Source organism: Streptomyces sp. NPDC058758 (assembly GCF_042746075.1).
In the GTDB taxonomy this organism is placed as follows: domain Bacteria; phylum Actinomycetota; class Actinomycetes; order Streptomycetales; family Streptomycetaceae; genus Streptomyces.
In genome coordinates this window covers 1-22,273 of the sequence record NZ_JBHYPS010000058.1, presented here as the reverse complement: position 1 = coordinate 22,273, position 22,273 = coordinate 1, and the positions used below count along the sequence as shown (strand labels likewise).

General features: G+C 74.0%; 24 protein-coding genes. 15 read left to right on the top strand and 9 right to left on the bottom strand.

The window, feature by feature from the left end; genetic code table 11:
• Positions 1-305 precede the first annotated feature (305 nt).
• Positions 306-1,616 (top strand): histidine kinase, encoded by a 1,311-nt coding sequence (locus ACFW6A_RS36490; protein ID WP_351857063.1) that lies wholly within the window; start codon positions 306-308, stop codon positions 1,614-1,616.
• Positions 1,617-1,718: 102 nt separating this feature from the next.
• Here the strand turns inward: ACFW6A_RS36490 and ACFW6A_RS36485 are convergent, their stop codons facing one another.
• Positions 1,719-2,327: a response regulator transcription factor gene (locus ACFW6A_RS36485; RefSeq protein ID WP_351857065.1), complete on the bottom strand. Its 609-nt coding sequence runs from the start codon at positions 2,325-2,327 to the stop codon at positions 1,719-1,721.
• A 376-nt stretch (positions 2,328-2,703) separates the two neighbouring features.
• On the opposite strand from ACFW6A_RS36485, the gene ACFW6A_RS36480 reads away from it, so the two are divergent.
• The 7 genes from ACFW6A_RS36480 (at position 2,704) to ACFW6A_RS36450 (ending at position 8,695) form a co-directional block, all read left to right on the top strand.
• The gene (locus ACFW6A_RS36480) at positions 2,704-3,543 is read left to right on the top strand and encodes a HipA family kinase (RefSeq protein WP_386479130.1); all 840 of its coding nucleotides are present in this window, start codon (positions 2,704-2,706) and stop codon (positions 3,541-3,543) included.
• Positions 3,540-3,923, top strand: a complete 384-nt coding sequence (locus tag ACFW6A_RS36475; protein WP_030492363.1) for a DUF3037 domain-containing protein — start codon at positions 3,540-3,542, stop codon at positions 3,921-3,923. The genes ACFW6A_RS36480 and ACFW6A_RS36475 overlap by 4 nt, the downstream gene beginning before the upstream one ends.
• Positions 3,924-4,091: 168 nt before the next feature.
• On the top strand, positions 4,092-4,853 hold the full coding sequence (gene fabG / locus ACFW6A_RS36470) for a 3-oxoacyl-ACP reductase FabG (RefSeq protein WP_351847071.1): 762 nt from the start codon (positions 4,092-4,094) through the stop codon (positions 4,851-4,853).
• A 29-nt stretch (positions 4,854-4,882) separates the two neighbouring features.
• Complete coding sequence (locus tag ACFW6A_RS36465; protein ID WP_043229410.1) at positions 4,883-5,650, top strand: SDR family oxidoreductase; 768 nt, start codon at positions 4,883-4,885, stop codon at positions 5,648-5,650.
• 148 nt (positions 5,651-5,798) lie between these two features.
• On the top strand, positions 5,799-7,376 hold the full coding sequence (locus tag ACFW6A_RS36460) for an ABC transporter substrate-binding protein (RefSeq protein WP_351847073.1): 1,578 nt from the start codon (positions 5,799-5,801) through the stop codon (positions 7,374-7,376).
• Between the two features lie 105 nt (positions 7,377-7,481).
• Positions 7,482-8,150, top strand: coding sequence for a uracil-DNA glycosylase (gene ung, locus ACFW6A_RS36455; protein ID WP_351847188.1), 669 nt, complete (start codon positions 7,482-7,484; stop codon positions 8,148-8,150).
• A 71-nt stretch (positions 8,151-8,221) separates the two neighbouring features.
• The gene (locus ACFW6A_RS36450; protein ID WP_351847075.1) at positions 8,222-8,695 is read left to right on the top strand and encodes a hypothetical protein; all 474 of its coding nucleotides are present in this window, start codon (positions 8,222-8,224) and stop codon (positions 8,693-8,695) included.
• 9 nt (positions 8,696-8,704) lie between these two features.
• On the opposite strand, the gene ACFW6A_RS36445 is transcribed toward ACFW6A_RS36450, so the two are convergent.
• Complete coding sequence (locus tag ACFW6A_RS36445; RefSeq protein WP_351847078.1) at positions 8,705-9,229, bottom strand: hypothetical protein; 525 nt, start codon at positions 9,227-9,229, stop codon at positions 8,705-8,707.
• Positions 9,230-9,334: 105 nt separating this feature from the next.
• Positions 9,335-9,874, bottom strand: coding sequence for a DinB family protein (locus tag ACFW6A_RS36440; RefSeq protein WP_386479138.1), 540 nt, complete (start codon positions 9,872-9,874; stop codon positions 9,335-9,337).
• Between the two features lie 173 nt (positions 9,875-10,047).
• Here ACFW6A_RS36440 and ACFW6A_RS36435 point away from each other — a divergent pair, with 173 nt between their 5' ends.
• On the top strand, positions 10,048-10,419 hold the full coding sequence (locus tag ACFW6A_RS36435) for a hypothetical protein (RefSeq protein ID WP_351847084.1): 372 nt from the start codon (positions 10,048-10,050) through the stop codon (positions 10,417-10,419).
• A gap of 58 nt (positions 10,420-10,477) precedes the next feature.
• Positions 10,478-11,383 (top strand): Gfo/Idh/MocA family oxidoreductase, encoded by a 906-nt coding sequence (locus ACFW6A_RS36430; RefSeq protein ID WP_351847087.1) that lies wholly within the window; start codon positions 10,478-10,480, stop codon positions 11,381-11,383.
• On the opposite strand, the gene lnt is transcribed toward ACFW6A_RS36430, so the two are convergent.
• Positions 11,328-12,965 (bottom strand): apolipoprotein N-acyltransferase, encoded by a 1,638-nt coding sequence (gene lnt, locus ACFW6A_RS36425; protein ID WP_351847091.1) that lies wholly within the window; start codon positions 12,963-12,965, stop codon positions 11,328-11,330. The genes ACFW6A_RS36430 and lnt overlap by 56 nt on opposite strands.
• Before the next feature lie 57 nt (positions 12,966-13,022).
• The gene (locus ACFW6A_RS36420; RefSeq protein WP_351847094.1) at positions 13,023-13,469 is read right to left on the bottom strand and encodes a nuclear transport factor 2 family protein; all 447 of its coding nucleotides are present in this window, start codon (positions 13,467-13,469) and stop codon (positions 13,023-13,025) included.
• An 89-nt stretch (positions 13,470-13,558) separates the two neighbouring features.
• Between ACFW6A_RS36420 and ACFW6A_RS36415 the strand changes: the two genes are divergently transcribed.
• Positions 13,559-14,152 (top strand): flavin reductase family protein, encoded by a 594-nt coding sequence (locus ACFW6A_RS36415; protein ID WP_351847096.1) that lies wholly within the window; start codon positions 13,559-13,561, stop codon positions 14,150-14,152.
• 106 nt (positions 14,153-14,258) lie between these two features.
• Here the strand turns inward: ACFW6A_RS36415 and ACFW6A_RS36410 are convergent, their stop codons facing one another.
• Together ACFW6A_RS36410 and ACFW6A_RS36405 are read right to left on the bottom strand one after the other, a co-directional pair.
• Entirely contained in the window at positions 14,259-15,134 is an 876-nt protein-coding gene (locus ACFW6A_RS36410; protein ID WP_351847099.1) for an undecaprenyl-diphosphate phosphatase, read from the bottom strand.
• A gap of 247 nt (positions 15,135-15,381) precedes the next feature.
• Positions 15,382-16,197: a TVP38/TMEM64 family protein gene (locus tag ACFW6A_RS36405; protein ID WP_351847102.1), complete on the bottom strand. Its 816-nt coding sequence runs from the start codon at positions 16,195-16,197 to the stop codon at positions 15,382-15,384.
• A gap of 47 nt (positions 16,198-16,244) precedes the next feature.
• Between ACFW6A_RS36405 and ACFW6A_RS36400 the strand changes: the two genes are divergently transcribed.
• Genes ACFW6A_RS36400 through ACFW6A_RS36390 form a run of 3 tightly spaced genes read left to right on the top strand, consistent with a single transcriptional unit; the run spans position 16,245 to position 18,843 of the window.
• Positions 16,245-16,985 carry a DNA alkylation repair protein gene (locus tag ACFW6A_RS36400; RefSeq protein ID WP_386646024.1) on the top strand — a complete coding sequence of 247 codons (741 nt, stop codon included), beginning with the start codon at positions 16,245-16,247 and terminating at the stop codon, positions 16,983-16,985.
• A gap of 49 nt (positions 16,986-17,034) precedes the next feature.
• A complete protein-coding gene (locus ACFW6A_RS36395; RefSeq protein WP_386646010.1) occupies positions 17,035-17,937 on the top strand; it encodes a patatin-like phospholipase family protein in 903 nt (300 codons plus the stop codon).
• Positions 17,938-17,997: 60 nt separating this feature from the next.
• Entirely contained in the window at positions 17,998-18,843 is an 846-nt protein-coding gene (locus ACFW6A_RS36390; RefSeq protein WP_351847108.1) for a fused MFS/spermidine synthase, read from the top strand.
• On the opposite strand, the gene ACFW6A_RS36385 is transcribed toward ACFW6A_RS36390, so the two are convergent.
• Positions 18,805-20,124, bottom strand: coding sequence for an MFS transporter (locus ACFW6A_RS36385; protein WP_386646007.1), 1,320 nt, complete (start codon positions 20,122-20,124; stop codon positions 18,805-18,807). The genes ACFW6A_RS36390 and ACFW6A_RS36385 overlap by 39 nt on opposite strands.
• 173 nt (positions 20,125-20,297) lie before the next feature.
• Positions 20,298-21,401, bottom strand: coding sequence for a hypothetical protein (locus ACFW6A_RS36380; RefSeq protein WP_386646004.1), 1,104 nt, complete (start codon positions 21,399-21,401; stop codon positions 20,298-20,300).
• A 281-nt stretch (positions 21,402-21,682) separates the two neighbouring features.
• On the opposite strand from ACFW6A_RS36380, the gene ACFW6A_RS36375 reads away from it, so the two are divergent.
• Positions 21,683-22,144 carry a DUF4442 domain-containing protein gene (locus ACFW6A_RS36375; RefSeq protein ID WP_351847118.1) on the top strand — a complete coding sequence of 154 codons (462 nt, stop codon included), beginning with the start codon at positions 21,683-21,685 and terminating at the stop codon, positions 22,142-22,144.
• Positions 22,145-22,273 lie beyond the last annotated feature (129 nt).

The window sequence follows — 22,273 nt, the reverse complement described above, 5'->3', positions numbered from 1 at the left end:
ACGCACGCCCGGCCCGTGACGGATTCCCCTTCCGGTTCGCCCCCGGGGCGAGGAGGCCCCGGCGGGGCAGGCCGAAAACGCCCCGTCGAAAAGAAGGCCTTTCTCCGGTGCGCGGAGGCGTACGTATGCTGTCCGCGACGGTCTGTTCGCCTTGTGACGGGGGAGTTACGATGGGTGATTCGGGAAAGTCCGCGAGCGAGGGCCAACAGACGGGAACGGCTGGTTCCGAACCCGGTGCGAGAGTGCCGTCACCCCGCCTCGCCACCTGTCTCCTTTATGCGGTACTGGCCGGATCCCTCGCCCAAGTGGCCGTCGGGGCCTGGACGTCCGGCGCCCACCCGGCCCGCATGTCCCTGTGCGTCTCGTGCTTCGCCCTGCTCTGCGCGCTGCAGGCCCTCCACGCGCGGCCGCGGTCGGGCGGCTGCAGATGGCTGTCCCGGACCGTCACGCTGCCGGTGCAGGTCCTGCTCACCTACGGGCCGTTACCCTGGCTGGGAAGCCCCTGGGAGACGGCCGGCGACCTGCTCGGCGCGTCGGTCCTCCTCCTGCTGCCGCGGTGGCTGAAATGGCACGCCTTCTCGGCGGTGCTGACGGGGCACCTGATGATCGTCGGCGCCCGGCACGGCGGCCCCCTGCTCCTGGTCTCCGCCGCCTCGTCGGCACTCGTCACCAGCCTCGTGGTCTACGCCGTCAGCCGGATGGCCTGGCTGACGTCCGAACTCCGCCGGGCGCGGGCGCGGCTGGACGGCGCGGTTTTCCAGGAGCGCCAGCGGTTCGCCCGCGACCTGCACGACCTGCTCGGCCACAGCCTCTCGGCGATCACCCTCAAGACCGAGGTGGCGCTGCGGCACATCCCGCCCCGGCACGAGCGGGTCCACGAGGAGCTGACGTCGATCCTCGCGACCTCCCGCAGCGCCCTCGCCGACGTGCGGCGCGCGGCGTACGACTACCAGTCGCTGTCGCTCGCCGCCGAACTGGAGGTGTGCGTGGACACCCTCCGCTCCGCCTCGCTCAAGGTGGACGTACGCGTCTCGGCGGCGCCGCCGGAGGGCCGGGCCGGCACCGTCCTCTCCATCGTGCTGCGCGAGGCGGTGACCAACATGCTCCAGCACAGCAGGGCCCGGCACTGCGCGATCGACCTGGAGCGCGCGGACCGCCGGGTACGGCTGCGGATCGTCAACGACGGCGTGGACCCGGACGGCTCCGCCCTTCCGGCGGCGGGTTTCCCCGGCGGCTGCGGCCTGGTGAACCTGGAGGCCCGGCTGTCCGCCGTCGGCGGCGTCCTCACCGTCGCCCGCGGTGACGGCGACCGCTTCGAGGTGACGGCCGAGATCCCGGACGCCCGCGACGACCGCCCGGCCCCCGCCGTCGGCGGGGGCCGGCCGCGTTCCGGCCTGACCCAGGACGGCCCGCCGCGGGACGACCGGACCGTCCGGGACGGGCGGGACGGGGCGGAGCCCGCGTCGGACGGGCGGGCCGGTGAACGCCGTGCCGGGGACGGGCCGCGGGGGGCGCGGCGGGCCGGAGCGTACGACAGGCGGGGACACCGGCCGGAACGGGAGGCGCGGCGGGGCGAGCCGGGAGGACGGGCGCGGGCCGGTACCGCCGCGCCGTGAGACCGGCCCCGCGGCAGGGAGGAGCCGGGCCGGATTCCGGCCCCGGCCACCGCCCGCCGGGCGGTGGCGGGCGCGACGACGAGGACCGTCGGCGCGGGCGGCTCAGAGGAGCCAGCCCGCCTCCTGCGCGATCCGGATGGCGTCGACCCGGTTGCGCGCGTTGAGCTTGCTGACGATCGTCGTGAGGTAGTTGCGGACGGTCCCGGAGGAGAGGGACAGGGCCCGGGCGACCTCGCTCACCTGCGCGCCCTGCGCGGCGAGTCGCAGCACTTCCGCCTCGCGGTTCGTCAGCGGGCTCTGCGTGTGGTCCCAGGCCGAGAGCACCAGTTCGGGATCGACGACCCGCTCTCCCGCCGCCACCTTCCGGATGGCGCCCGCGAGTTGGTCCGGCGGAGCGTCCTTCAGGAGGAATCCGGACACCCTCATGAGGAGGGCCTGCTTGAGCATGCCGGGCCTGCCGAGACTCGTGAGCATGAGCGTGCCGCACGACGGCAGGAGTTCGTGGAGCGCGCCGGCGGCGGCCAGACCGTCCGTACCGGGCAGGTTGACGTCGAGGACGGCGATGTCGGGCCGGTGCTCCAGCGCCGCCGGAACCACCTGGTCCCCGTCGTCGACTTCGGCCACCACCGTGATGTCCGGCTCCAGCTGCAACAGGGCGACCAGTGCGCCGCGCACCATGTGCATGTCCTCAGCGAGCAGCACGCGGATCATGCGTCCCCTTCGGCCAGATGCCGAGCCCCCACGACCCCCCGGCGATGCGCAATCATATCTTCCCGGCCAATGAACAGGTAGTTCGCGCCCCCGGCGGCGGGCGCCCCGGAACCGGTGGCGCGGCCCTCCGGCGGAGCGGCCCCGGAGCGCCGGTCCGGACCGTCGGCGATCACCCTCGGTTACTATGCTTCCTTCGTGCCGGAAACCGGCAGCAAAGGGGCGCGGCACCCTCGACGGCCTGCCGGGGGAGCGGGAGGACCGGCCCGCCGGGACTCCCCGGATTCTCCCCGGACCGGTCGCCCGGCGGTCGCCGCTTCCAGGCCCCGGAGAAGCATTCCGTGGATGACAAGGCTGAGAAGATGGGTGGCCAGGGAAAGTGCTGGAAGAGGTCGTAGCGACCCGTTATGTCACGCCCCTGCGTGAGGGCGGCTCGCTCCCCGGGATCGTCGAGGCCGACGACCTGGGCACGTACGTCATGAAGTTCACCGGCGCCGGGCAGGGCCGCAAGACGCTGGTGGCCGAGGTGATCTGCGGACAGCTCGCCCGTCGGCTCGGGCTGCGCGTCCCCGAGCTGGTCACCATCCAGCTCGATCCGGTCATCGGGCTCTCCGAACCCGACCAGGAGGTGCAGGAGCTGCTCAAGGCCAGTGGCGGGCTCAACCTGGGCATGGACTTCCTGCCCGGCTCGCTGGGCTTCGACCCGCTCGCGTACGAGGTCGATCCGGCGGAGGCCGGGAAGGTCGTCTGGTTCGACGCCGTGATCAACAACGTCGACCGGTCCTGGCGGAACCCGAACATGCTCGTCTGGCACGGCGACCTCTGGCTCATCGACCACGGCGCCACCATGATCTGGCACCACAACTGGCCCGGTGCCGCCGCCTCGGCCGCCAAGCCGTACGACGCCTCCGACCACGCCCTCGCGCCCTTCGGCCCGGACGTCGCCGCGGCGGCCGCCGAGCTCGCCCCGCTCGTCACCCGCGAGCTGCTCGACGAGGTCGTCGCCGACGTGCCCGACGAGTGGCTGGTGGACGAGCCCGGCTTCGACTCCGCCGACGCCGTGCGCGACGCGTACGCCGGGGCCCTGCTGCCGCGCGCCGCCACGATCCACGAGCGGATCACCCTGGGTCCGCGCACCGAGCGCCGCCCGCAGCAGCCGCCCGGCTGGCTCGCCGAGCGCCTCGCCCCCCGCCCCGCCGAGAAGGACGCCACCCCGTGACCGACCGCGATGTCTTCGAGTACGCGCTGCTGCGCGTGGTGCCCCGCGTCGAGCGCGGCGAGTGCTTCAACGCGGGCGTGGTCGTCTACTGCCGTGCCCGGTCCTTCGTCGCCGCCCGCACCCACCTCGACGAGGCCAAGCTGGCCGCGCTCGACCCGGCGGCCGACGTGACCGGCGTCCGCGCGGCCCTGCGGGCCGTCGAGGGCGTCTGCCTGGGCGGGGACGCGGCAGGGCAGGCCGCCCGGGACGACGCGGGGCGGCGCTTCCGGTGGCTGATCGCGCCGCGCTCCACGGTGGTCCAGCCGGGGCCGGTGCACACCGGCCTCACCGGGGACCCCGAGGCCGAGGTGGAACGCCTGCTCGACCTCCTGGTGCGGTGACGCGCCGCCTCCCGCGCGGCGCGTGACGGCGGAGTGACGGGGTGCACCCGGTGGGCCGTTGACACCGGGTGCCAGGGCTTCTAGCGTCTCGTCCAGCGGTCGATACTAAGCGGTCGCTCATGTCCCGGGGGAGAGCCCGGGAACCCCTGAGGGCGAGGAGAAGCAAGCATGTCCACCACCGAGCAGCGCGTAGCCGTCGTCACCGGTGCCGCACGGGGCATCGGCGCCGCCACCGCGATCCGCCTGGCGGCCGAGGGCCGCGCCGTCGCCGTCCTCGACCTGGACGAGGCGGCCTGCAAGGACACCGTCGAGAAGATCACCGCCGCGGGCGGCCGCGCCCTCGCGGTCGGCTGCGACGTCTCCGACGGCGCCCAGGTGGAGGCCGCGGTCGCCCGGGTCGCCGAGGAGCTGGGCGCCCCCACGATCCTCGTCAACAACGCCGGCGTCCTCCGCGACAATCTCCTCTTCAAGATGTCCGAGGCCGACTGGGACCTCGTCATGAACGTGCACCTCAAGGGCGCGTTCCTGATGGCGAAGGCCTGTCAGAAGCACATGGTGGACGCGGGCTTCGGCCGGATCGTCTCGCTCTCCTCCTCCTCGGCGCTCGGCAACCGCGGCCAGGCCAACTACGCGGCCGTCAAGGCGGGCCTCCAGGGCTTCACCAAGACGCTGGCCAAGGAGCTGGGCAAGTTCGGCATCACCGCCAACGCGGTCGCCCCCGGCTTCATCGTCACCGAGATGACCGCCCAGACCGCGGAGCGCGTCGGCATGGGCTTCGAGGACTTCCAGGCCGCCGCCGCCTCCATGATCCCGGTCCAGCGCGTCGGCCGCCCCGAGGACGTCGCCAACGCCATCGCCTTCTTCGCGGGCGACGACGCCGGCTTCGTCTCCGGCCAGGTCATGTACGTGGCCGGCGGCCCGCTCAACTGACCCCGGCACGGCGAGAGGAGGAGAGAGGCATGACCGCACAGCAGCCGCCGGAGCTCTCCGGCAGGGTCGCGCTCGTCACCGGCGCCAGCCGGGGCATCGGCTTCGGCATCGCGGAGGCGCTCGTCGCCCGCGGCGACCGGGTCGTCATCACGGGACGCGGCGAGGACGCCCTCAAGGAGGCCGTGGAGCGCCTGGGCGCCGACCGGGCCGTCGGCGTCGCGGGCAAGGCCCACGACACCGCGCACCAGGCCGCCGCCGTCGAGGCCGCGATGGACGCCTTCGGCCGCGTCGACCACCTGGTGAACAACGCCGGCACGAATCCGGTCTTCGGCCCCATCGCGGACCTGGACCTGGACGTGGCCCGAAAGGTCTTCGAGACGAATGTGGTCTCGGCGCTCGGTTTCGCGCAGCGGACCTGGCACGCCTGGCAGAAGGAGAACGGCGGGACGATCGTGAACATCGCCTCCGTCGCCGGAATCTCCGCCTCCCCCTTCATCGGGGCGTACGGCGTGAGCAAGGCCGCCATGATCAACCTCACCCAGCAGCTGGCGCACGAATTCGCTCCGGTCGTCCGGGTCAACGCCATCGCCCCGGCCGTCGTGAAGACGAAATTCGCCCAGGCGCTCTACGAGGGCCGCGAGGCCGAGGCCGCCGCGGCCTACCCGATGGGCAGGCTCGGCGTGCCGGAGGACATCGGCGGCGCCGCGGCCTTCCTGACCTCGGACCAGTCGGGGTGGATCACCGGACAGACGCTGGTCGTCGACGGCGGCATTTTCCTGAACGCCGGAGTCGGGTGACCGATAACCGGACACTTTCCGGATTTCCTGTCCGGATTGGCCCCGGTTGCCACTCGATCGTCTCAAGTGCCCCGTCGGGCTCGCCCATTGACCTGGCGGGGTACTGCGGTATCGTCGGCCGACCCCAGGCTGAACGAGGAGCGTGCACGTGTTCAACCGGACGAGTCTGCAGGCCGCTGCAGCCCTTGCGTCCATATCCCTGGTATCCGGATGCGGTGTTTTCTCGGATACCGAATCCGCCGGGGAGCAGAGGATCACCATCGGGACGACGAGTTCCCCCTCCACGCTCGATCCGGCGGCTTCCTGGGACAATTCCTGGGAGCTTTTCAGGAACGTCTACCAGACCCTGGTGAGTTTCCCGACCGGAACGACCACGCCGAAGCCCGACGCGGCCGAATGCAAATTCACGGACGAGTCCAGCCGGGTCTTCGAGTGCACGCTCCTCGAAGGGCTGAAGTTCTCCAACGGCCACAAGCTCGACGCCAAGGCCGTGCAGCACTCGATCGAGCGCATCCGCACGATCGACGCCGAGGGCGGCCCCAACGGCATGCTGGGCTCGCTCGACTCCATCGAGACGGTCGGGGACCGGCAGATCGTCTTCAAGCTGAACAAGGCCGACGCGACCTTCCCCTTCGTCCTCGCCACCCCGGCGATGTCGATCGTCGACCCGGCCGAGTACCCGGCGGACCGGCTCCGCAAGGACGGCAAGATCGCCGGCTCCGGCCCGTACGTCCTGGACGGGTACCAGGAGCGCAAGCAGGCCGAGCTGACCCGCAACCCGAACTACAAGGGCTTCGCCGACCGCAAGAACGGCGGCGTGACCATCAAGTACTTCGACGACTCGGAGGCGATGGTCAAGGCGCTGCGCGCCGAGGAGATCGACGCCACCTACCGCGGCCTCACCGCGGAGGAGGTGACCTCCCTGCAGGAGGACAAGGACGAGAACAAGGGCCTCCAGCTCGTCGAGTCCACCGGCGCCGACATCCGCTACCTGGTCTTCAACACGGAGGACGAGTCCGTCGCCGACCCGGCCGTCCGCCGGGCCATCGCCCAGCTCGTCGACCGCGACGCGCTGGTCAGCAAGGTCTACCGCGGCACCGCCGAACCGCTCTACTCCATGGTGCCCAAGGGGATCGCCGCCCACACCACCAAGTTCTTCGACACCTACGGCCACCCCGACAAGGCCAAGGCCAAGCAGATCCTGCGCAAGGCCGGCATCAAGGACAAGGTCGAGCTCAGCTTCTGGTACACGACCGACCGGTACGGCTCCTCGACCGCCGCCGAGTTCGCCGAGCTGAAGCGCCAGCTGGAGGAGTCCGGCCTCTTCAAGGTCGCCGTCCAGGGCAAGCCGTGGACCGAGTACCAGGCCGCCTACCAGCAGGGCGAGTACCCGGTCTTCGGCCGTGGCTGGTTCCCGGACTTCCCGGACCCGGACAACTTCATCGCCCCCTTCCTCGGCAAGAAGAACGTGCTCGGCACCCCCTACCTGAGCCCGCGCATCACCGACGAGCTGCTGCCCAAGTCCCGCCGCGAGAGCGACCGCGGGGCCGTCTCGGACGAGTTCGAGGAGGCGCAGTCGATCATGGTCGAGGACGTCCGGCTGCTGCCGCTGTGGCAGGGCAAGCTGTACATCGCGGCCCGTGAGGACATCGGCGGCGGCGAGCGCGCGCTCGACCCGCAGACCGTCATGCAGCTGTGGGAGCTGCACCGCCGGGCCAGCTGGTAGCAGCGGTGCGGAGGGCCGCCGGGGCCCGTTGTCAGTGGGCCCCGGTAGGTTCCGTACCAGGAACTGCCGAACCACCGGAGGTTGTGGACCGTGTCCGACATCACCATGCTGCCCGAGTCCTGGCGGGGCGTCCTCGGCGAGGAGCTGGACAAGCCCTACTTCGCCGAGCTCGTCGAGTTCGTCGAGCAGGAGCGGGCCGCCGGGCCGGTCTACCCGCCCAAGGACGAGGTCTTCGCGGCCCTGGCCGCCACCCCGTACGACAAGGTGAAGGTCCTGATCCTCGGTCAGGACCCCTACCACGGCGAGGGCCAGGGCCACGGCCTCTGCTTCTCCGTCCGCCCCGGCGTGAAGACCCCGCCGTCGCTGCGGAACATCTACAAGGAGATGCAGGCCGAGCTGGGTCACCCCATCCCGGACAACGGCTACCTGATGCCGTGGGCCGAGCAGGGCGTCCTGCTGCTCAACGCGGTCCTCACCGTCCGCGCCGGCGAGGCGAACTCGCACAAGAACAAGGGCTGGGAGAAGTTCACCGACGCCGTCATCAAGGCCGTCGCCTCCCGGCCGGACCCCGCCGTCTTCGTCCTGTGGGGCAACTACGCGCAGAAGAAGCTGCCCCTCATCGACGAGGAGCGGCACATCGTGGTGAAGGGCGCCCACCCCTCGCCGCTGTCGGCGAAGAAGTTCTTCGGATCCCGGCCGTTCACCCAGATCGACGAGGCCGTCGCCGCCCAGGGGCACGAGCCGATCGACTGGCGCATCCCCGACCTCGGCTGAGCCTCGGCGCGATCGGGGCCGCGGCCGGTTAGCGTCGGACCTCCACGCAGTGCGAGCGCCGGGAGGCCGCGGTGACCGAGCAGCAGCGGACGTCGGACGAGGGGGTCCTGACCAGGATCGGGCAGGCCAGGATGCTGCTCCACGGCGGTGACCGGGAGGAGGCGCGCAACCGCCTCGGCGTCCTGTGGCAGCAGCTCGGCCCCGACGGGGACCCCCTGCACCGCTGCACCCTCGCCCACTACCTGGCGGACGCCCAGGACGACCCGGACACCGAGCTGGCCTGGGACCTGCGCGCCCTGAGCGCCGCGGAGGGCCTGGAGGACGGGCGGCTCGCCGCGCACGACTCGGCCGCCGCCCTGCGGGCCCTCTACCCCTCGCTCCACCTCAACCTCGCCGCCGACTACGCCAAGCTGAGCCGGCCCGACGCGGCCCGGTCCCACCTGGAGCGGGCCCGGGCCGCCTCGGAGGCCCTCGACGACGACCGGTACGGCACGGGGGTCCGGGACGCGATCGAGCGGCTGGACCGGCGGCTGCGCGAAGGCTGAGCGCCGCGCTCAGCGCCCGTACGCGCCCCGGCACAGTCCGGCCTGCACGCTCGCGGGGTCCCAGCCGCCGTACCTCTCGCCCAGCTCGCACACGTCCTTTCCGGTGACCGGCGGGGCCTGCCGCAGCTGCTCCGCCAGTCGCTCCGGATCCGGGACGTCCGGCGGGGCGGGAGGCGGCGACACCCGGGCGGCCGCGGACGGGGCGGGGGGCCGCCCGGCGGCGGGGGAGGAGGGCTTCGGCGCGACGGTGGGGTGCGGGGCCGCGTGGCCGGTGGCGCGGCGGGTCTCGCCGCGCGGCGGCGCGGCGGTGGCGGTGGGCGCGGGCGACGGAAGGGCCGCTTCGAGCGCCTCCCGCGCCGGGCCCCGGAGGACGATCTGCGGCTCCGCGCCGTGGGCGGGTCGTACGGGATCGGTGGCGGGCGCGGGGGTCGGTACGGGCGCCGGGGGCGGCCCGTCGACGGCCACGCACCCGGTCAGGGCGGCGGCGACGGCCGCTCCGACCAGGAGCTGCGCGGGGGTTCGGGTTCCTTGCACCCGCGCCACTCTGCTGGTCCGGCGCCGCTCTTCGAACCCCTACCGGCGGGGAATGCCCCGCACGGGTGAGCGCCCGGTCACCCTCCTTGACCCGACGCGGGGGCGTCAGAGGCCGGCGCTGCCGTCGATGCGCTCGCGCAGGAGGTCGGCGTGGCCGTTGTGCCGCGCGTACTCCTCGATCATGTGGAGGTAGATCCAGCGCAGGTTGATGAGGTCGCCGGTGCGGTGGTGGGCGCCCGCGCCGAGGTCGTCGAGGGCGTGCTCGGCGGCCAGCGCGCGGGCGTGGGCGATCTCGGCCTGCCAGGTGGCGTACGCCTCCTCGTAGGTGTCGCCCTCGGTGGTGTGGATGTCCCGGTCGTCGTCCTCGTCGGTGGCGTAGAGCCACTGGGTCTCCTCGCCCGCGAGGACCTTGCGGAACCAGCCGCGCTCGACCTCGGCCATGTGGCGGACCAGGCCGAGCAGGTTGAGGTCGGAGGGCGGGGCGGAGGGGGTGCGGAGCTGTTCGTCGGAGAGGCCGGCGCACTTCATCGCGAGGGTGGTGCGATGGAACTCCAGCCACTGCTCCAGGGCCTGGCGCTCGCCGGTCGTCGTGGCCGGGTGGACGCGCTCGGGTACGGCGATGTGATCGGTGGTCATACGGGGCATCGTGGCGGACGGCCGGGGCGGGCGCCAGCGGTTTGCCGTGACGCTCCGGTGAGCGTTCCGCGCAGCAACTCGTCGAATCCGGTCGGCGGTTCCGCCCGGCTCGGCACGGCCGCGTGAAAGGAGCCGGCGGCACAGGGGAACACCAGCCCCTCGCACCGGACGACGCCCACGCCATGGCCGCCGCACCCGCCGGCACCCACGCCCCCGACGACGAACGGGCCGAACTCCTCCCGCTCTTCGGCGACTGGCACCACCCCGTCCCCGAGATCCTCGCCGCGGCCGACCCCGACCGGCTGCCCCGCACCACCGCCCCCGTCCGCAAGGCGGCCCGCACCGGAGCCCTCACCCTCGTCTCGGCCCGCCCCGCCGTCGCCCTGCGCGACGCCCTCGTCCGGACCGCCTCGCGCCTCGGCCCCGGCTTCGTCCTGCGCGACGCCCTCGTCCGGACCGCCTCGCGCCTCGGCTCCGGCTTCGTTCTGCGCGGCTTCGACGGCATCGCGGACCGGCGCCCTCCGACGGCCCCGGACTCCGCACGCGTAAGCTGACCGGCGCGAACGGCCCCCGTGCCACGGGCCGTCGGACCACCGCAGAGGGAGAGACCCCGTGAAGATCGGCTGCATCGGACTCGGCGACATCGCCCAGAAGGCGTACCTGCCCGTCCTCGCCACCCTCCCCGGGGTCGAGCTCCACCTCCAGACCCGCACCCCCGCCACCCTCGACCGGGTCGCCGACACCCTCCACCTGCCGCCCGCCCGCCGCCACCGCGACCTCGACTCCCTGCTCGCCGCGGGACTCGACGCGGCCTTCGTGCACGCCTCCACCGCCGCCCACGCCGAGATCGCCACCCGCCTCCTCGACGCCGGCGTGCCCACCTACGTCGACAAGCCGCTCGCCTACGAGTACGCCGACTCCGAGCGGATCGTCGAACTCGCCGAGAAGCGGGGCGTCCCGCTCGCCGTCGGCTTCAACCGGCGGCTCGCCCCCGGCTACGCCCAGTGCCTCGACCACCCGCGCGACCTGATCGTGCTCCAGAAGAACCGCATCGGCCTCCCCGAGGACCCGCGCACCTTCGTCCTCGACGACTTCATCCACGTCGTCGACACCCTCCGCTTCCTCCTCCCCGGCGAGGCCGACCACGTCGACGTCCGCGCCCGGATCCGCGACGGCCTGATGCACCACGTGGTGCTCCAGCTCTCCGGCGACGGCTTCACCGCCCTCGGCATCATGAACCGGATGAACGGCTCCACCGAGGAGGTCCTGGAGGTCTCCGGCCAGGACACCAAACGCCAGGTCCTCAACCTCTCCGAGATCATCGACCACAAGGGCCAGCCGAGCGTCCGCCGGCGCGGCGACTGGGTTCCGGTGGCCCGGCAGCGCGGCATCGAACAGGCCGTGCTCGCCTTCCTCGACGCCGTCCGCGACGGCACGCTCCTCAGCGCCCGCGACGCCCTGCTCACCCACGCCCTGTGCGAGCGCGTCGTCCGCGACGCCCTGGAGCAGGCCTCCTGAGCGCACCGGCGCCCGCGGCCGCGCACACCGCGCCGACCACCCCGCAGGCGACGTACGGAGGCCAGTCGCCCCAGCGGGCGTAGACCGTCGTCGCCTCCGAGAGCGGCAGCTCCCGGACGACGGCCGCGCTCGCGTCCGTGCCGACGGGCGGCCCCACCCGCCGGCCGTCGGGGCCGTACGCGGCGCTGACCCCGGTCAGCGTCACGTGCGCGACCGGGCGCCCGGTCTCCGCCGCCCGCAGCGCCGCCAGCGAGGCGTGTTGTGCGGGTGCCCAACTGCGCTGGAACGTACTGGTCGCGGACTGGACCACGATCAGGTCCGCCCTGTCCCCGACCAGGCGCCGGCCCATGTCGGGGAAGGCGGACTCGAAGCAGACCAGCGGCCCCACCCTCAGCCCCGGCGCTCCGTCGGGCAGACGCATCACCACCGGCTCGGTGCCCCGGCGCCGGTCCTCCTCGGCGGCCCTGCCCACGGACGTCGCCCAGCCGAGCAGACCACGGGCCGGCACGTACTCGCCGAAGGGCACGAGCCGCATCTTGTCGTACCGGTCGCCGGTCGGTCCGTCCGGGCCGAACAGCAGCGCGCTCTTGTAGATGCCGGGGCGGTCGGCCCGGCGGGCGTCCACGTTCACCAGGAGCGGGGCGTCGACCGTCCGCGCCAGCGCGGTCAGCCGCGCGGTGAGCGCGGGGTCGCCCGCCGGATCCCGGCCCACCCCGCTCTCGCCCCACACCACCAGGTCCGGCCGCTGCCCCGCCAGGCCCCGGGTCAGCTCCACGGCCCGGTCGAGCCGCCGCTCGGCGCCCTCCGGCCCGTCGTGCACCCCCGGCTGCACCATCGCCACCCGCACCGAACCCGCCGGACGCGGCACCCCGACGCCCCACGCCGCCGTCCCCGCCACCAGCGCGCACGCGGCCAGCCCCGCCACACCGACCGACCGCACCCCCCGGGCGGCGAGCAGCAGCGCGACGGCCGTGTTCGCCGCCACCACCAGCAGGCTCACCAGCCACACGCCGCCCACCGAAGCGAGCCGCAGCGCCACCGGCACGTCCCACTGACTCGCGCCCAGCAGCCCCCACGGCCCGCCCAGGCCCTCCCACGACCGCGCCCACTCGATCAGCAGCCACCCCGACGCCACCGCGACCGGCGCGGCCGCGGCCCGCCGCGGACTCGGCGCCCCGCCCAGCAGCGCCCGTACGAGCACGCCCCACGGCAGCCAGAGCAACCCCAGCAGCACCGCCATCACCAGCAGGAAGACATGGACGCTCGGCAGCAGCCAGTGGTGCACGGCCAGCAGGAAGCCGACGCCCCCGCACCATCCGTCCAGCGCGGCCCGGCGCGCCCCCGGGGCCGTACGCACCAGCAGCAGCCAGGGCACGAGGCACACGTACGCCCACCACCACAGCCCGGGCGCGGGGAACGCGAGCGCGGGCAGCGCGCCGCACCCGACGGCCAGCAGCGACCGCGGCACCCCGGACACGCGGAGCGGAACCAGGCCCCGGCGCGGAGCGGCGCCCGCACCGCGCCCCGGTGCCCGTCCGGGATCCGGTGCCCGTCCGGGATCCGCGCCCGAGGGGTTCCGCATGACGTGCCTCCCGCCCGTCGCCTCCAGTTTGCGCCCGCCCCCGGCGGCGGGGCCCGGTCAGGGGAGCCGGCGCCAGCGTTCCTCCACGACGACCGAGCGCAGCCGCCAGCCGTCGGCGGTGCGGCGGGCGGCGAAGGCGTACCGGCCTCCGCAGACGAAGTCGTCTCCGGAGGCCATCCGCATCGGGTTGACGTAGTCGGCGCGGACGTCGGCCGCGTCGCCGGTCTCGGCGTAGCCGCCGGGACGGTGCAGGGTCACCCGGCGGTTGACGATCAGGTGCTGGCGCACCGGGAAGAGCGCCATCGTCCGCGCCAGCCAGTCGGCGACCTCGGCCGCGGGCCCCTCGACGCCGCCGGAGCCGGAGTAGTCGGCCCGGCCGTCGGCGGTGAACAGGGCCCGGTAGGAGGTCCAGTCGGCGTCGTCCACGGCCGCCGCGTAACCGGTGATCAGGTCGTCGATGGCGAGCCGGTCCATCACGTTCGCGAGGTCCACGCGCTGCGTCATCGCCTCAGTGTCGGGCAGCGGGGGCGCGGCGCCAAGAGGCGTGCGCCCCCTGTCGCCCCCGACGCCCGCACGGGCCGCATACTGGCCGGATGCGCATCGACGTCGACCCCGCCCTGACCGACCCCGCCTCCGTCTACCGGCTGCTGACGGCGACCGTCGTCCCCCGGCCGATCGCCTGGGTGTCCACGCGTTCGGCCGACGGCACGGACAACCTCGCCCCGCACTCCTTCTTCACCATCGCCTCGGTGGCCCCGCCGGTCGTGCAGTTCACCTCCGTCGGGCGGAAGGACTCGCTGCGCAACGTGGAGGAGACCGGCGAGTTCGTGGTGAACCTCGCCCCCGAGGGCCTCTTCGAGCAGATCAACGCCACGGCGACGGACTTCCCGCGCGGGACGAGCGAGTTCGACGCGTGCGCCGTGGAGCGCGAGCCGGGCCGCCGCGTGAAGGTGCCGCGGGTGGCGGCGTCCCCGGTGGCGCTGGAGTGCGAACTGCACAGCACCCTCCGGATCGGTGACTCGACCGTGGTCTTCGGCCGGGTCGTGCACGTCGCCGTCGACGAGGAGTACCTGACGGACGGACACCCCGAGATCACGCGGATGCGCCCGCTGGCCCGGCTGGGGAAGAACGAGTGGGGCACCCTCGGCGGCGTCCGGGAACTCGCGCGCGTCCCCTACCGGGGCTGAGAACGCCCCGGGGGCGGGTCCCGGTGCCGCGGGACCCGCCCCCGAGGGGCGCCCGGCGTGGTGCCGCGCGGGCGGTGTGCGGTGTGGGGTGGGGTGCGAGGGGCGGTCAGCCGCCGGACTCGCCCGCGTGGGGGCTGAGGACCCCGGCGCCGACCAGCACGAACAGCAGGATGCCGAGCGCGATGCGGTAGATCACGAACGGCATGAACGACTTCGTGGTGATGAACTTCATGAACCAGGCGATCACCGCGTAGCCGACCGCGAAGGCGACGATCGTCGCGAAGATCGTCGGGCCCCACGAGACGTGTCCCCCCTCGCCCGCGTCCTTCAGCTCGAACACGCCGGAGGCGAGGACGGCGGGGATCGCCAGGAGGAACGAGTACCGGGCGGCGGACTCGCGGGTGTAGCCCATGAGCAGGCCGCCGGAGATGGTGGCGCCGGAGCGGGAGACGCCCGGGATGAGGGCCATCGCCTGGCAGAAGCCGTAGATCAGGCCGTCACGGACGCCGAGGTCCTTGAGCGTCTTGCGCTCGCGGACCACCCGGTGCCGGCCGCCGATCTCGTCGCGGGCGGCGAGCCGGTCGGCGACGCCGAGGACGACGCCCATCACGATGAGGGTGGTGGCGATGAGCCGCAGGTCGCGGAAGGGCCCTTCGATCTGGTCCTTGAGCGTGATGCCGAGGACGCCGATCGGGATGGAGCCGACGATCACCAGCCAGCCCATCTGGGCGTCGTGGTCGGAGCGCATCGACTTGTCCGCCAGGGAGCGGAACCACGCCGTGACGATCCTGCCGATGTCCTTGCGGAAGTAGATCAGGACGGCGGTCTCCGTGCCGATCTGCGTGATCGCCGTGAAGGCCGCGCCCGGGTCCTCCCAGCCGGCGAAGGCGGCGGTGAGCCGGAGGTGTGCGCTGGAGGAGATGGGAAGGAACTCCGTCAGCCCCTGGACGAGTCCGAGGATGAACGATTCGAACCAACTCATGGGGCTTGGGCCGTCCCGGTATGTACGTGTGCGGTCAGAAGGTCGAGCGCAGCGTACCGCCCCAAGGTGACGTGTTCGTGATCAGGCCGAGTCGGCGGCGGGGCCCACCGGGGACGGGCGCGTTCGGGCCGCGCCGGCCGGGGCCGCGCCCGGTGGGGCGTCACGGCCGCCGGACGAGGGGAGAGGGGTTGAGGGCGAGGGACGAGGGGGCCGGGGGGCTCGCCCGCGCGGTGCGCGCCGAAGCGGTCTAGCCGGCCACGGCCCGGGACGCCGGCACCTGCACCGTCACCGGCGCCGGTTCCGGTGCGGTCGCGGGCGGGGCCGTGAGCGGAGCGGCGAGCGGGGCCGCGGGCGCCGGGGCGGACGGCCGGCGCAGCGCGTGCCGCTTGCGCCAGGCCACGACCGCGGCGGCGAGCCCCGACAGCACGATGAACCCCGCGGAGAACAGGAAGGCGGGGGAGCCCGGATCGCCCGCCCGGGCCCCGGCCACCACGTACGCGGCCGTGTTCGGCACCGTGCCGATCGCCGTCGCCAGCAGGAACGGCACGTACCCCATCCGGGAGACCGCCGCGCAGTAGTTGGCGGCGGCGAACGGCACGCCGGGGAAGAGCCGGATCGCCAGCATCGAGCGGAAGCCGTGCCGGCTCAGCTGACCGTCCGCCGCCCGGAGCCACCGGCCCCTGAGAAGCGGCCGCAGCGCGTCCTGGCCCAGCACCCGGCCCAGCGTGAAGGAGATCCCCGCGCCCAGCACCGTCCCCGCGACCGCCGCCGTCAGCCCGTACGCGGAGCCGAAGAGCGCCCCCGCCGCCAGGTTCAGCACCGGCCGCGGCACGAAGGCCGCCGTGCACAGCCCGTACGCCAGCCCGAACAGCAGCACCGCGCCCGCGCCGCCCGTCCGCGGCCACCCCGAGGCGAGCAGGCGCTGCGGCTCGTACAGCACCACCAGCGTGGCGGCGGTCAGCAGGACGAGCGCGAGCAGCGAGAGCCGCGACCGGGGCGAGAGCAGGGCCCGGGAGCAGCGGGCGGCGAACGGCGCCGTCGGCCGGGGCACGGGAGCGAGCATCCCGGGAGAGTAACGGAGACCTCCGTATGATCGCCGTAATGTGCGCCATGTCCGACCCCGGTCACCCGCCCCCCGATGGCCCCGGCCCGCTTCCGCACGCCGTCCCCGACAGCGAGCTCGCCGACACCGTCATGGGCCGGCTCACCACGCTCTACCCCGCCGCGGGCAACCCCTTCCGGGCGCAGGAGATGGTCGCGTACATGAAGGGCGTGGCCCCCTTCCTCGGCATCCGGTCGCCGGAGCGCCGCGCCCTCTCCCGCACCGTCCTCGACGGCACGCCCCGCCCCTCCGAGGACGACTGCACGGCCGTGGCGCTGCGCTGTTTCGCCCTTCCCGAGCGCGAGTACCACTACTTCGCCGTCGACTACCTGCGCCGGCACGTGAAGCGCTGCTCGTCGGACTTCCTGCCCGTCGCCCGCCGTCTGGTGCGGACCGTCTCCTGGTGGGACACGGTCGACCACCTCGCCGCCCACGTCGTCGGCGGGCTCGTCGAGGCCGACCCGGCCCTCGGCGCCGAGATGGACCGGTGGATCGACGACGCGGACCCGTGGATTGCCCGCACGGCCCTCCTCCACCAGCTGCGGTTCAAGGAGGACACGGACGCCGACCGGCTCTTCGCGTACTGCCTGCGGCGCGCCGCGGACACCGACTTCTTCCTCCGGAAGGCGATCGGCTGGAGCCTGCGCGAGTACGCCAAGACCGCCCCCGGCGAGGTGCGGGCCTTCGTCGCGGACAACCGCTCCCTCTTCTCCCCGCTCTCCGTCCGCGAGGCGCTCAAGCACCTGTGAGGGCCACCCCGCCGCGACCGCCCGCGGGCGGCTGCGCCAGACTCGGGCCATGAGCGACACGACGGGCGGGACGGGGAACGGCAGGACGGCACTCGTGCTCGGAGCGGGCGGGCTGGTCGGCGCCGCGTGGGAGACGGGCGTCCTCCACGGGCTCGCCGAGGCCGGCGTGGACCTCTCCGACGCCGACCTGGTCGTCGGCAGCTCCGCCGGCGCCGTCGTCGGTGCCCTCCTGACCTCCGGCACCACCAGCCTCGCCGAGCTGTACGCACGCCGGCTCGACGGCGCGGACGACGAGCTGGCCGTCCGCTTCGGCGCCGGCACCCTCCTCCGCTACACCCTCGCCGTGCTCACCTCCCGCACCCCCGAGGCGTACGGACGCAAGCTCGGCCGGCTCGCGCTGCGCGCCCGCACCGTCGACGAGGCCACCCGGCGGGCCGCCGTGGCGCGGCGCCTCGGCGACCTCGCCGACTGGCCCGGGGGCGGACGTCTGCGCCTGACGGCCGTCGACGCGGAGACCGGGGCGCTCGGCGTCTTCGACGGCAGTCCCGAGGGCCACGGTGAGGGCGGGCTCGGCGAGGTCGGGCTCGTCGACGCGGTGACCGCCAGTTGTGCGATCCCCGGGGCCTGGCCGCCCGCGAGTCTCGCGGGCCGGCGCTGGATCGACGGCGGCATCCACTCCACCGCCAACGCGCACCTCGCGGCCGGCTGGGAACGGGTGGTCGTCGTCGCGCCCAGCGCGCTGGGCAGCAGGGCCGTGCGGTCCCCGGCCCGCCAGGCCGCCGACCTCGCCGCCGCCGGCGCGCGCGTCGAGGTGATCACGCCCGACGCGGACGCGAAGGCCGTGATCGGCGCCCGCGCGCTCGACCCCGCCCGGCAGGGCGCCGCCGCCCGTGCCGGACGCGCCCAGGCCGCCGCGCACGCGAAGGCCGTCGCCGCCGTGTGGAGGGGCTGACGCGGGCTGCGGCGCGCGGGGCGGGCGCGAGCGGGTCCTGTGCGGTTGCACAATGAAGGGGTGAACGAGCAGATCCCCGTCCTGCGCGAGGTCGACCACGGCACCGCGCGTCTCATGCCCGACGTGGACCGGGAGCGGGCCTGGCTCCTCACGGTCGACGGCGCGCCGCAGTCGTACGTCGACCTCGACGCCCCCGACCACCTGGAGTTCGAGTACGCCCGCCGGCTCGGGCACGTCGTCGACGGCGCCGCCGAGGAGGGCGCGCCGCTGGACGTGCTGCACCTCGGCGGGGGAGGGCTCTCGCTGCCCCGGTACGTCTCCGCCACCCGGCCCGGTTCGCGCCAGGACGTCGTCGAGGCGGACGGCGGACTCGTCGAGCTGGTCGCCGCGCACCTGCCGCTGCCGGAGGGCTCCGGTGTGACCGTGCACACCGCCGACGCGCGCGCCTGGCTGGAGGCGGCGCCCGCCGCCTCGGCCGACCTGGTCGTCGGCGACGTCTTCGGCGGCTCGCGCGTCCCGGCACACCTCACCTCCCTCGCGTACGCGCGCGAGGTGCGGCGCGTGCTGCGCCCGGGCGGGGTCTACGCGGCCAACCTGGCCGACGGGGCGCCTTTCGGCTTCCTCCGCGGCCAGCTCGCCACCTTCGGCGCGGTCTTCCCCCAGCTGGCGCTGGTGGCGGAACCGGCGGTGCTGCGCGGCCGCCGGTTCGGGAACGCGATCCTGGTCGCCTCCGACGCGCCCCTCGACCTCGCGGGCCTCACCCGACGCGCCGCCGGGGACGCCTTCCCCGCGCGCGTGGAGCACGGGGAGGCGCTGGCCCGGTTCACCGGGGACGCGGCTCCGGTCGACGACGCGGAGGCGGTGGGGTCACCCGTTCCGCCCGAGGGCGCCTTCGGCATCGGCTGACGCGCCCTGCGCGGGCACGGTGCCGTCCTTCGCCACCGTCGCGCCGTGGGGGCGCCGGGTCATGTTGCGTACGTCGGGCACGAGCAGGACGAGCGCGGTGACGAGGGTCATCAGGGCCGCCGCGCCCCACAGGGACGCCGTGCGGCCGAACGCGGTCTCGGCCGGGCCCGCGAGGGCGGTCGACAGGGGCAGCAGCGCGGTGGAGCCGAACCAGTCGTAGGCCGAGACCCGGGACAGCTTCTCCTCCGGGATCTCCTGGTGCATCGTCGTCATCCAGGAGACGCCGAAGATCTCCATCGCCACGCCGCTGGCGAACATCACCAGCGTGAGGCCGGCCGCGTGCAGCGGGACGGCGAGCGCCGCCGAGGGCAGCGCGATGGGGAAGACGCCGAGGGTGCCGACGAGGAGCAGCCGGCGCGGCTTCCACCGGGTCATCAGGACGGCGCCGGCGACCGTGCCCACGCCGTAGCCGGCGAGCGCGATGCCCCAGGGGGTGGCGCCGCCGAGCTCGTCCCGGGCGACCAGCGGCCCGTACACCGCCTCGACCGCGCCGATGAGGGCGACCACGACGGAGAACTGGGCGACGATCGACCACAGCCACGGGCGGCCGACGAACTCCTGCCAGCCCTCGCGCAGATCGGCGAAGAGCCCGCCGCCGGGCTTGCGGTCCGGGATGCCGCTGACGTCGAGGAAGGCCCGCAGGGCGCCCGCCACGGCGAAGGCGGCGGCGTCGACGGCGAGGACCCAGCCGGGGCCGACGAAGGCGACGAGCGCGCCGCCGAGCGCTGCCCCGCCGATGCCCGCGCCGTGCATCGCCATCCGGTAGAAGGCGAAGGCGCGGCTCGCCTGCTCGCCCGTGACGCTGGACAGGAGCATGCCCTCGGCCGCCGGGTTGAAGAAGGCCTGACCGGTGCCGCAGAGCCCGGTGAGCACCATCATCTGCCAGATCTCGGCGGTGCCGGAGAGGACGAGGGCGGCGAAGACCGCCTGGGAGGCGAAGTTGAGAGCGTTGGCCGCGACCATCACCCGGTGCCGGGGGATGCGGTCCGCCACCGCGCCGCCTATGAGCAGGAAGAGGACGAGCGGCAGGAAGCGCGCCATCGCGACGAGGCCCACGTCGCCCGCGTCGCCGCCGGACTCGAAGACGGCCCAAGTGGTGGCGATGAGGGCGCCGTGGGCGCCGAGGCCGGTCACGATCGTGGCGGCGGTGAGCAGCACGTAGTTGCGCCCGGCCCACTCGGGGCGGCGGCCGGCACGGGGGGAGGCGGAGCGATTCGTCACTCCGGGACTATCCCCGCCGCCTCCCCTTCCTGCCAAACCGAATACCGGACGGATCCCGGACGCGTCCGTCCCGCGTCCGGTCCCTCGTCCCGTCCCGGACGCGGTCCGGACGCGGCCCGGGATGCGGGACGGGACGAGGGACGGGTCCCGGGGCGGGCCGGCGTACCGGTGGGTCAGGAGCTCTTGCTGAGCCGGACCGTGGACAGGATCTTCTTGATCGTCTCGTCCGGCAGCTCGTCCTTCACGCCGTCGGCCGCGTAGAGCACGAAGGTCGAGAAGTCGTTCTCGGCGTTGAGGAAGGTGAAGGCGATCGACTTGCCGTCGGTGTCGCACTTGTTGCGCTTCTTCACCCCCGGCGCGGTGGCCGTGGCCATGCTGCCCTTGAGGCCGGACGCGGTGGTGTACGGGACGGCCTTGTCGATCTTGATGGTCTTCTCCGGCATGTGCTGGGCGAACGCGGCCCACACCCACATGCCCGCCTGGCCGCGCGCGGCGGAGGCGGTGTCCTTCGCGCCCTGGTTGCCCTTGGTGCCCGCGCCGGCCAGTCCCGAGTACTCGGGACTGCCGTTCTTGTCGGTGTCGACGGCGCACCACTTGCTCTTGAGGTCGGCGGGCCCGGACATGACGACGAGGGGGCTGCCGTCGCCCTTCGCGGCGTCCTCGAAGCCGACGCTCATGGTGGGCTTGCCGACCTCCCACTCCGGCGGGACGTCGAAGAGGGTGCCGTACTTCGGGTTGTGGACGACCTTCCAGCCCGGGATCGTCGGCTCGAACTCCTGGCTCTCGCGCGGGTTGTCGAGCTCGGTGGTCGGGGCATCCGACGGTTCGCCGGACTCCGACTGCGACGCGGACGCGTCGGGGCCGGGGGCCGAGGAGCTGGTGGCCGGCTTGTTCGCGACGTCCTTCTTGTCGTCGTCCTCGCCCAGGACGAGGAAGGCGGTCACGCCGCCCGCCACGACCACGGCCGTGGCGGCCACGATCGCGATGAGCGTCGTCCGCTTCCGGCCGCCGCCGTCCGGTCCCTGCGGCGGGGTGCCGGGCACCTGGTACTGCGGCACGGTCGGCTGCTGGTACGGGTTCGGCTGCGCGTATCCCTGCTGCGGCCAGCCCTGCGGGGGCCGGCCGGGCGCCTGCGGGTAGCCGCCCTGCTGCGGGAACGCCGGCTGCGTCGGCTGCTGGTACGGGTTCGGCTGCTGGTACCCCGGCTGCTGGTACGGGTTCTGGTTCTGGTTCTGCGGGTTCTGCTCGCCCCCGGGCGGCTGCTGTCCTGGCCACATGGGCCGTAACGATAGAGGGGCGGCGCCGACCGGGCCATGCCCGGCCCCGGTGCCGGGCCGTGCCCGGCCCCGCCGACCCGGTCGCGCCCGGCCCTGTTGTCCGGTCGTGACGGGTCCTGCCGTCCGGCCGCGTCCGGGCCCGCCGTCCGGCCGTGCCCGGTCCCGCCGTCCGGCCGTGCCCGGTCCCGCCGTCCGGCCCGGCCGGTCCCGACGTGGGGGGTGGAGGCGGCCTGTCCGCAAGGCATGGCCAATAGTTCTACTCGCGGGTAACATCACGGCACATGAGCGCAGACACCAAGTCCGTCGGCGAGATGCTCGCCGCCACGGTCCCCATGGCCGGAACCCTCAACCTGGAGTTCCTGGAGACCACCGCCGAGCGCGCCGTCGTGCGCCTGCCCGACCAGCCCGCGTACCACAACCACGTGGGCGGCCCGCACGCCGGCGCCATGTTCACCCTGGCCGAGTCCGCCAGCGGCGCCATCGTCCTCGCCGCCTTCGGCGACCAGCTCGGCCGTGCCGTGCCGCTCGCCGTCAACGCCGAGATCGCGTACAAGAAGCTCGCCATGGGCGTCGTCACCGCGACCGCCACCCTCGGCCGCCCCGTCGCCGACGTCGTCGCCGAGCTCGACGCCGGGCAGCGCCCCGAGTTCCCGGTCCGCATCGACATCACCCGCGAGGACGGCGCCGTCACCGGCGAGATGACCGTCCTGTGGACCCTGAGGCCCAACGACTTCGGCAAGTGAGCCCTCGACCGGTTCGCCGGGGCCGCGCGCGGGGCCCGCGCACCCCGTGCCGGGGCGGGGCCCGGCGCCGCGCCAGCGCCGGCCCCCCCCCAAGACCCAGCGGGGGACCAGGGGGGTATAAAAAAAAGA

Coding starts and splice junctions, on each gene's coding strand:
- ACFW6A_RS36485 (WP_351857065.1), bottom strand. CDS start 2,327: ATGATCCGCGTGCTGCTCGCTGAGGACATGCACATGGTGCGCGGCGCA.
- fabG (WP_351847071.1), top strand. CDS start 4,092: ATGTCCACCACCGAGCAGCGCGTAGCCGTCGTCACCGGTGCCGCACGG.
- ACFW6A_RS36465 (WP_043229410.1), top strand. CDS start 4,883: ATGACCGCACAGCAGCCGCCGGAGCTCTCCGGCAGGGTCGCGCTCGTC.
- ung (WP_351847188.1), top strand. CDS start 7,482: ATGCTGCCCGAGTCCTGGCGGGGCGTCCTCGGCGAGGAGCTGGACAAG.
- ACFW6A_RS36440 (WP_386479138.1), bottom strand. CDS start 9,874: ATGCCCCGTATGACCACCGATCACATCGCCGTACCCGAGCGCGTCCAC.
- ACFW6A_RS36435 (WP_351847084.1), top strand. CDS start 10,048: ATGGCCGCCGCACCCGCCGGCACCCACGCCCCCGACGACGAACGGGCC.
- lnt (WP_351847091.1), bottom strand. CDS start 12,965: ATGCGGAACCCCTCGGGCGCGGATCCCGGACGGGCACCGGATCCCGGA.
- ACFW6A_RS36420 (WP_351847094.1), bottom strand. CDS start 13,469: ATGACGCAGCGCGTGGACCTCGCGAACGTGATGGACCGGCTCGCCATC.
- ACFW6A_RS36415 (WP_351847096.1), top strand. CDS start 13,559: ATGCGCATCGACGTCGACCCCGCCCTGACCGACCCCGCCTCCGTCTAC.
- ACFW6A_RS36410 (WP_351847099.1), bottom strand. CDS start 15,134: ATGAGTTGGTTCGAATCGTTCATCCTCGGACTCGTCCAGGGGCTGACG.
- ACFW6A_RS36405 (WP_351847102.1), bottom strand. CDS start 16,197: ATGCTCGCTCCCGTGCCCCGGCCGACGGCGCCGTTCGCCGCCCGCTGC.
- ACFW6A_RS36400 (WP_386646024.1), top strand. CDS start 16,245: ATGTCCGACCCCGGTCACCCGCCCCCCGATGGCCCCGGCCCGCTTCCG.
- ACFW6A_RS36395 (WP_386646010.1), top strand. CDS start 17,035: ATGAGCGACACGACGGGCGGGACGGGGAACGGCAGGACGGCACTCGTG.
- ACFW6A_RS36380 (WP_386646004.1), bottom strand. CDS start 21,401: ATGTGGCCAGGACAGCAGCCGCCCGGGGGCGAGCAGAACCCGCAGAAC.
- ACFW6A_RS36375 (WP_351847118.1), top strand. CDS start 21,683: ATGAGCGCAGACACCAAGTCCGTCGGCGAGATGCTCGCCGCCACGGTC.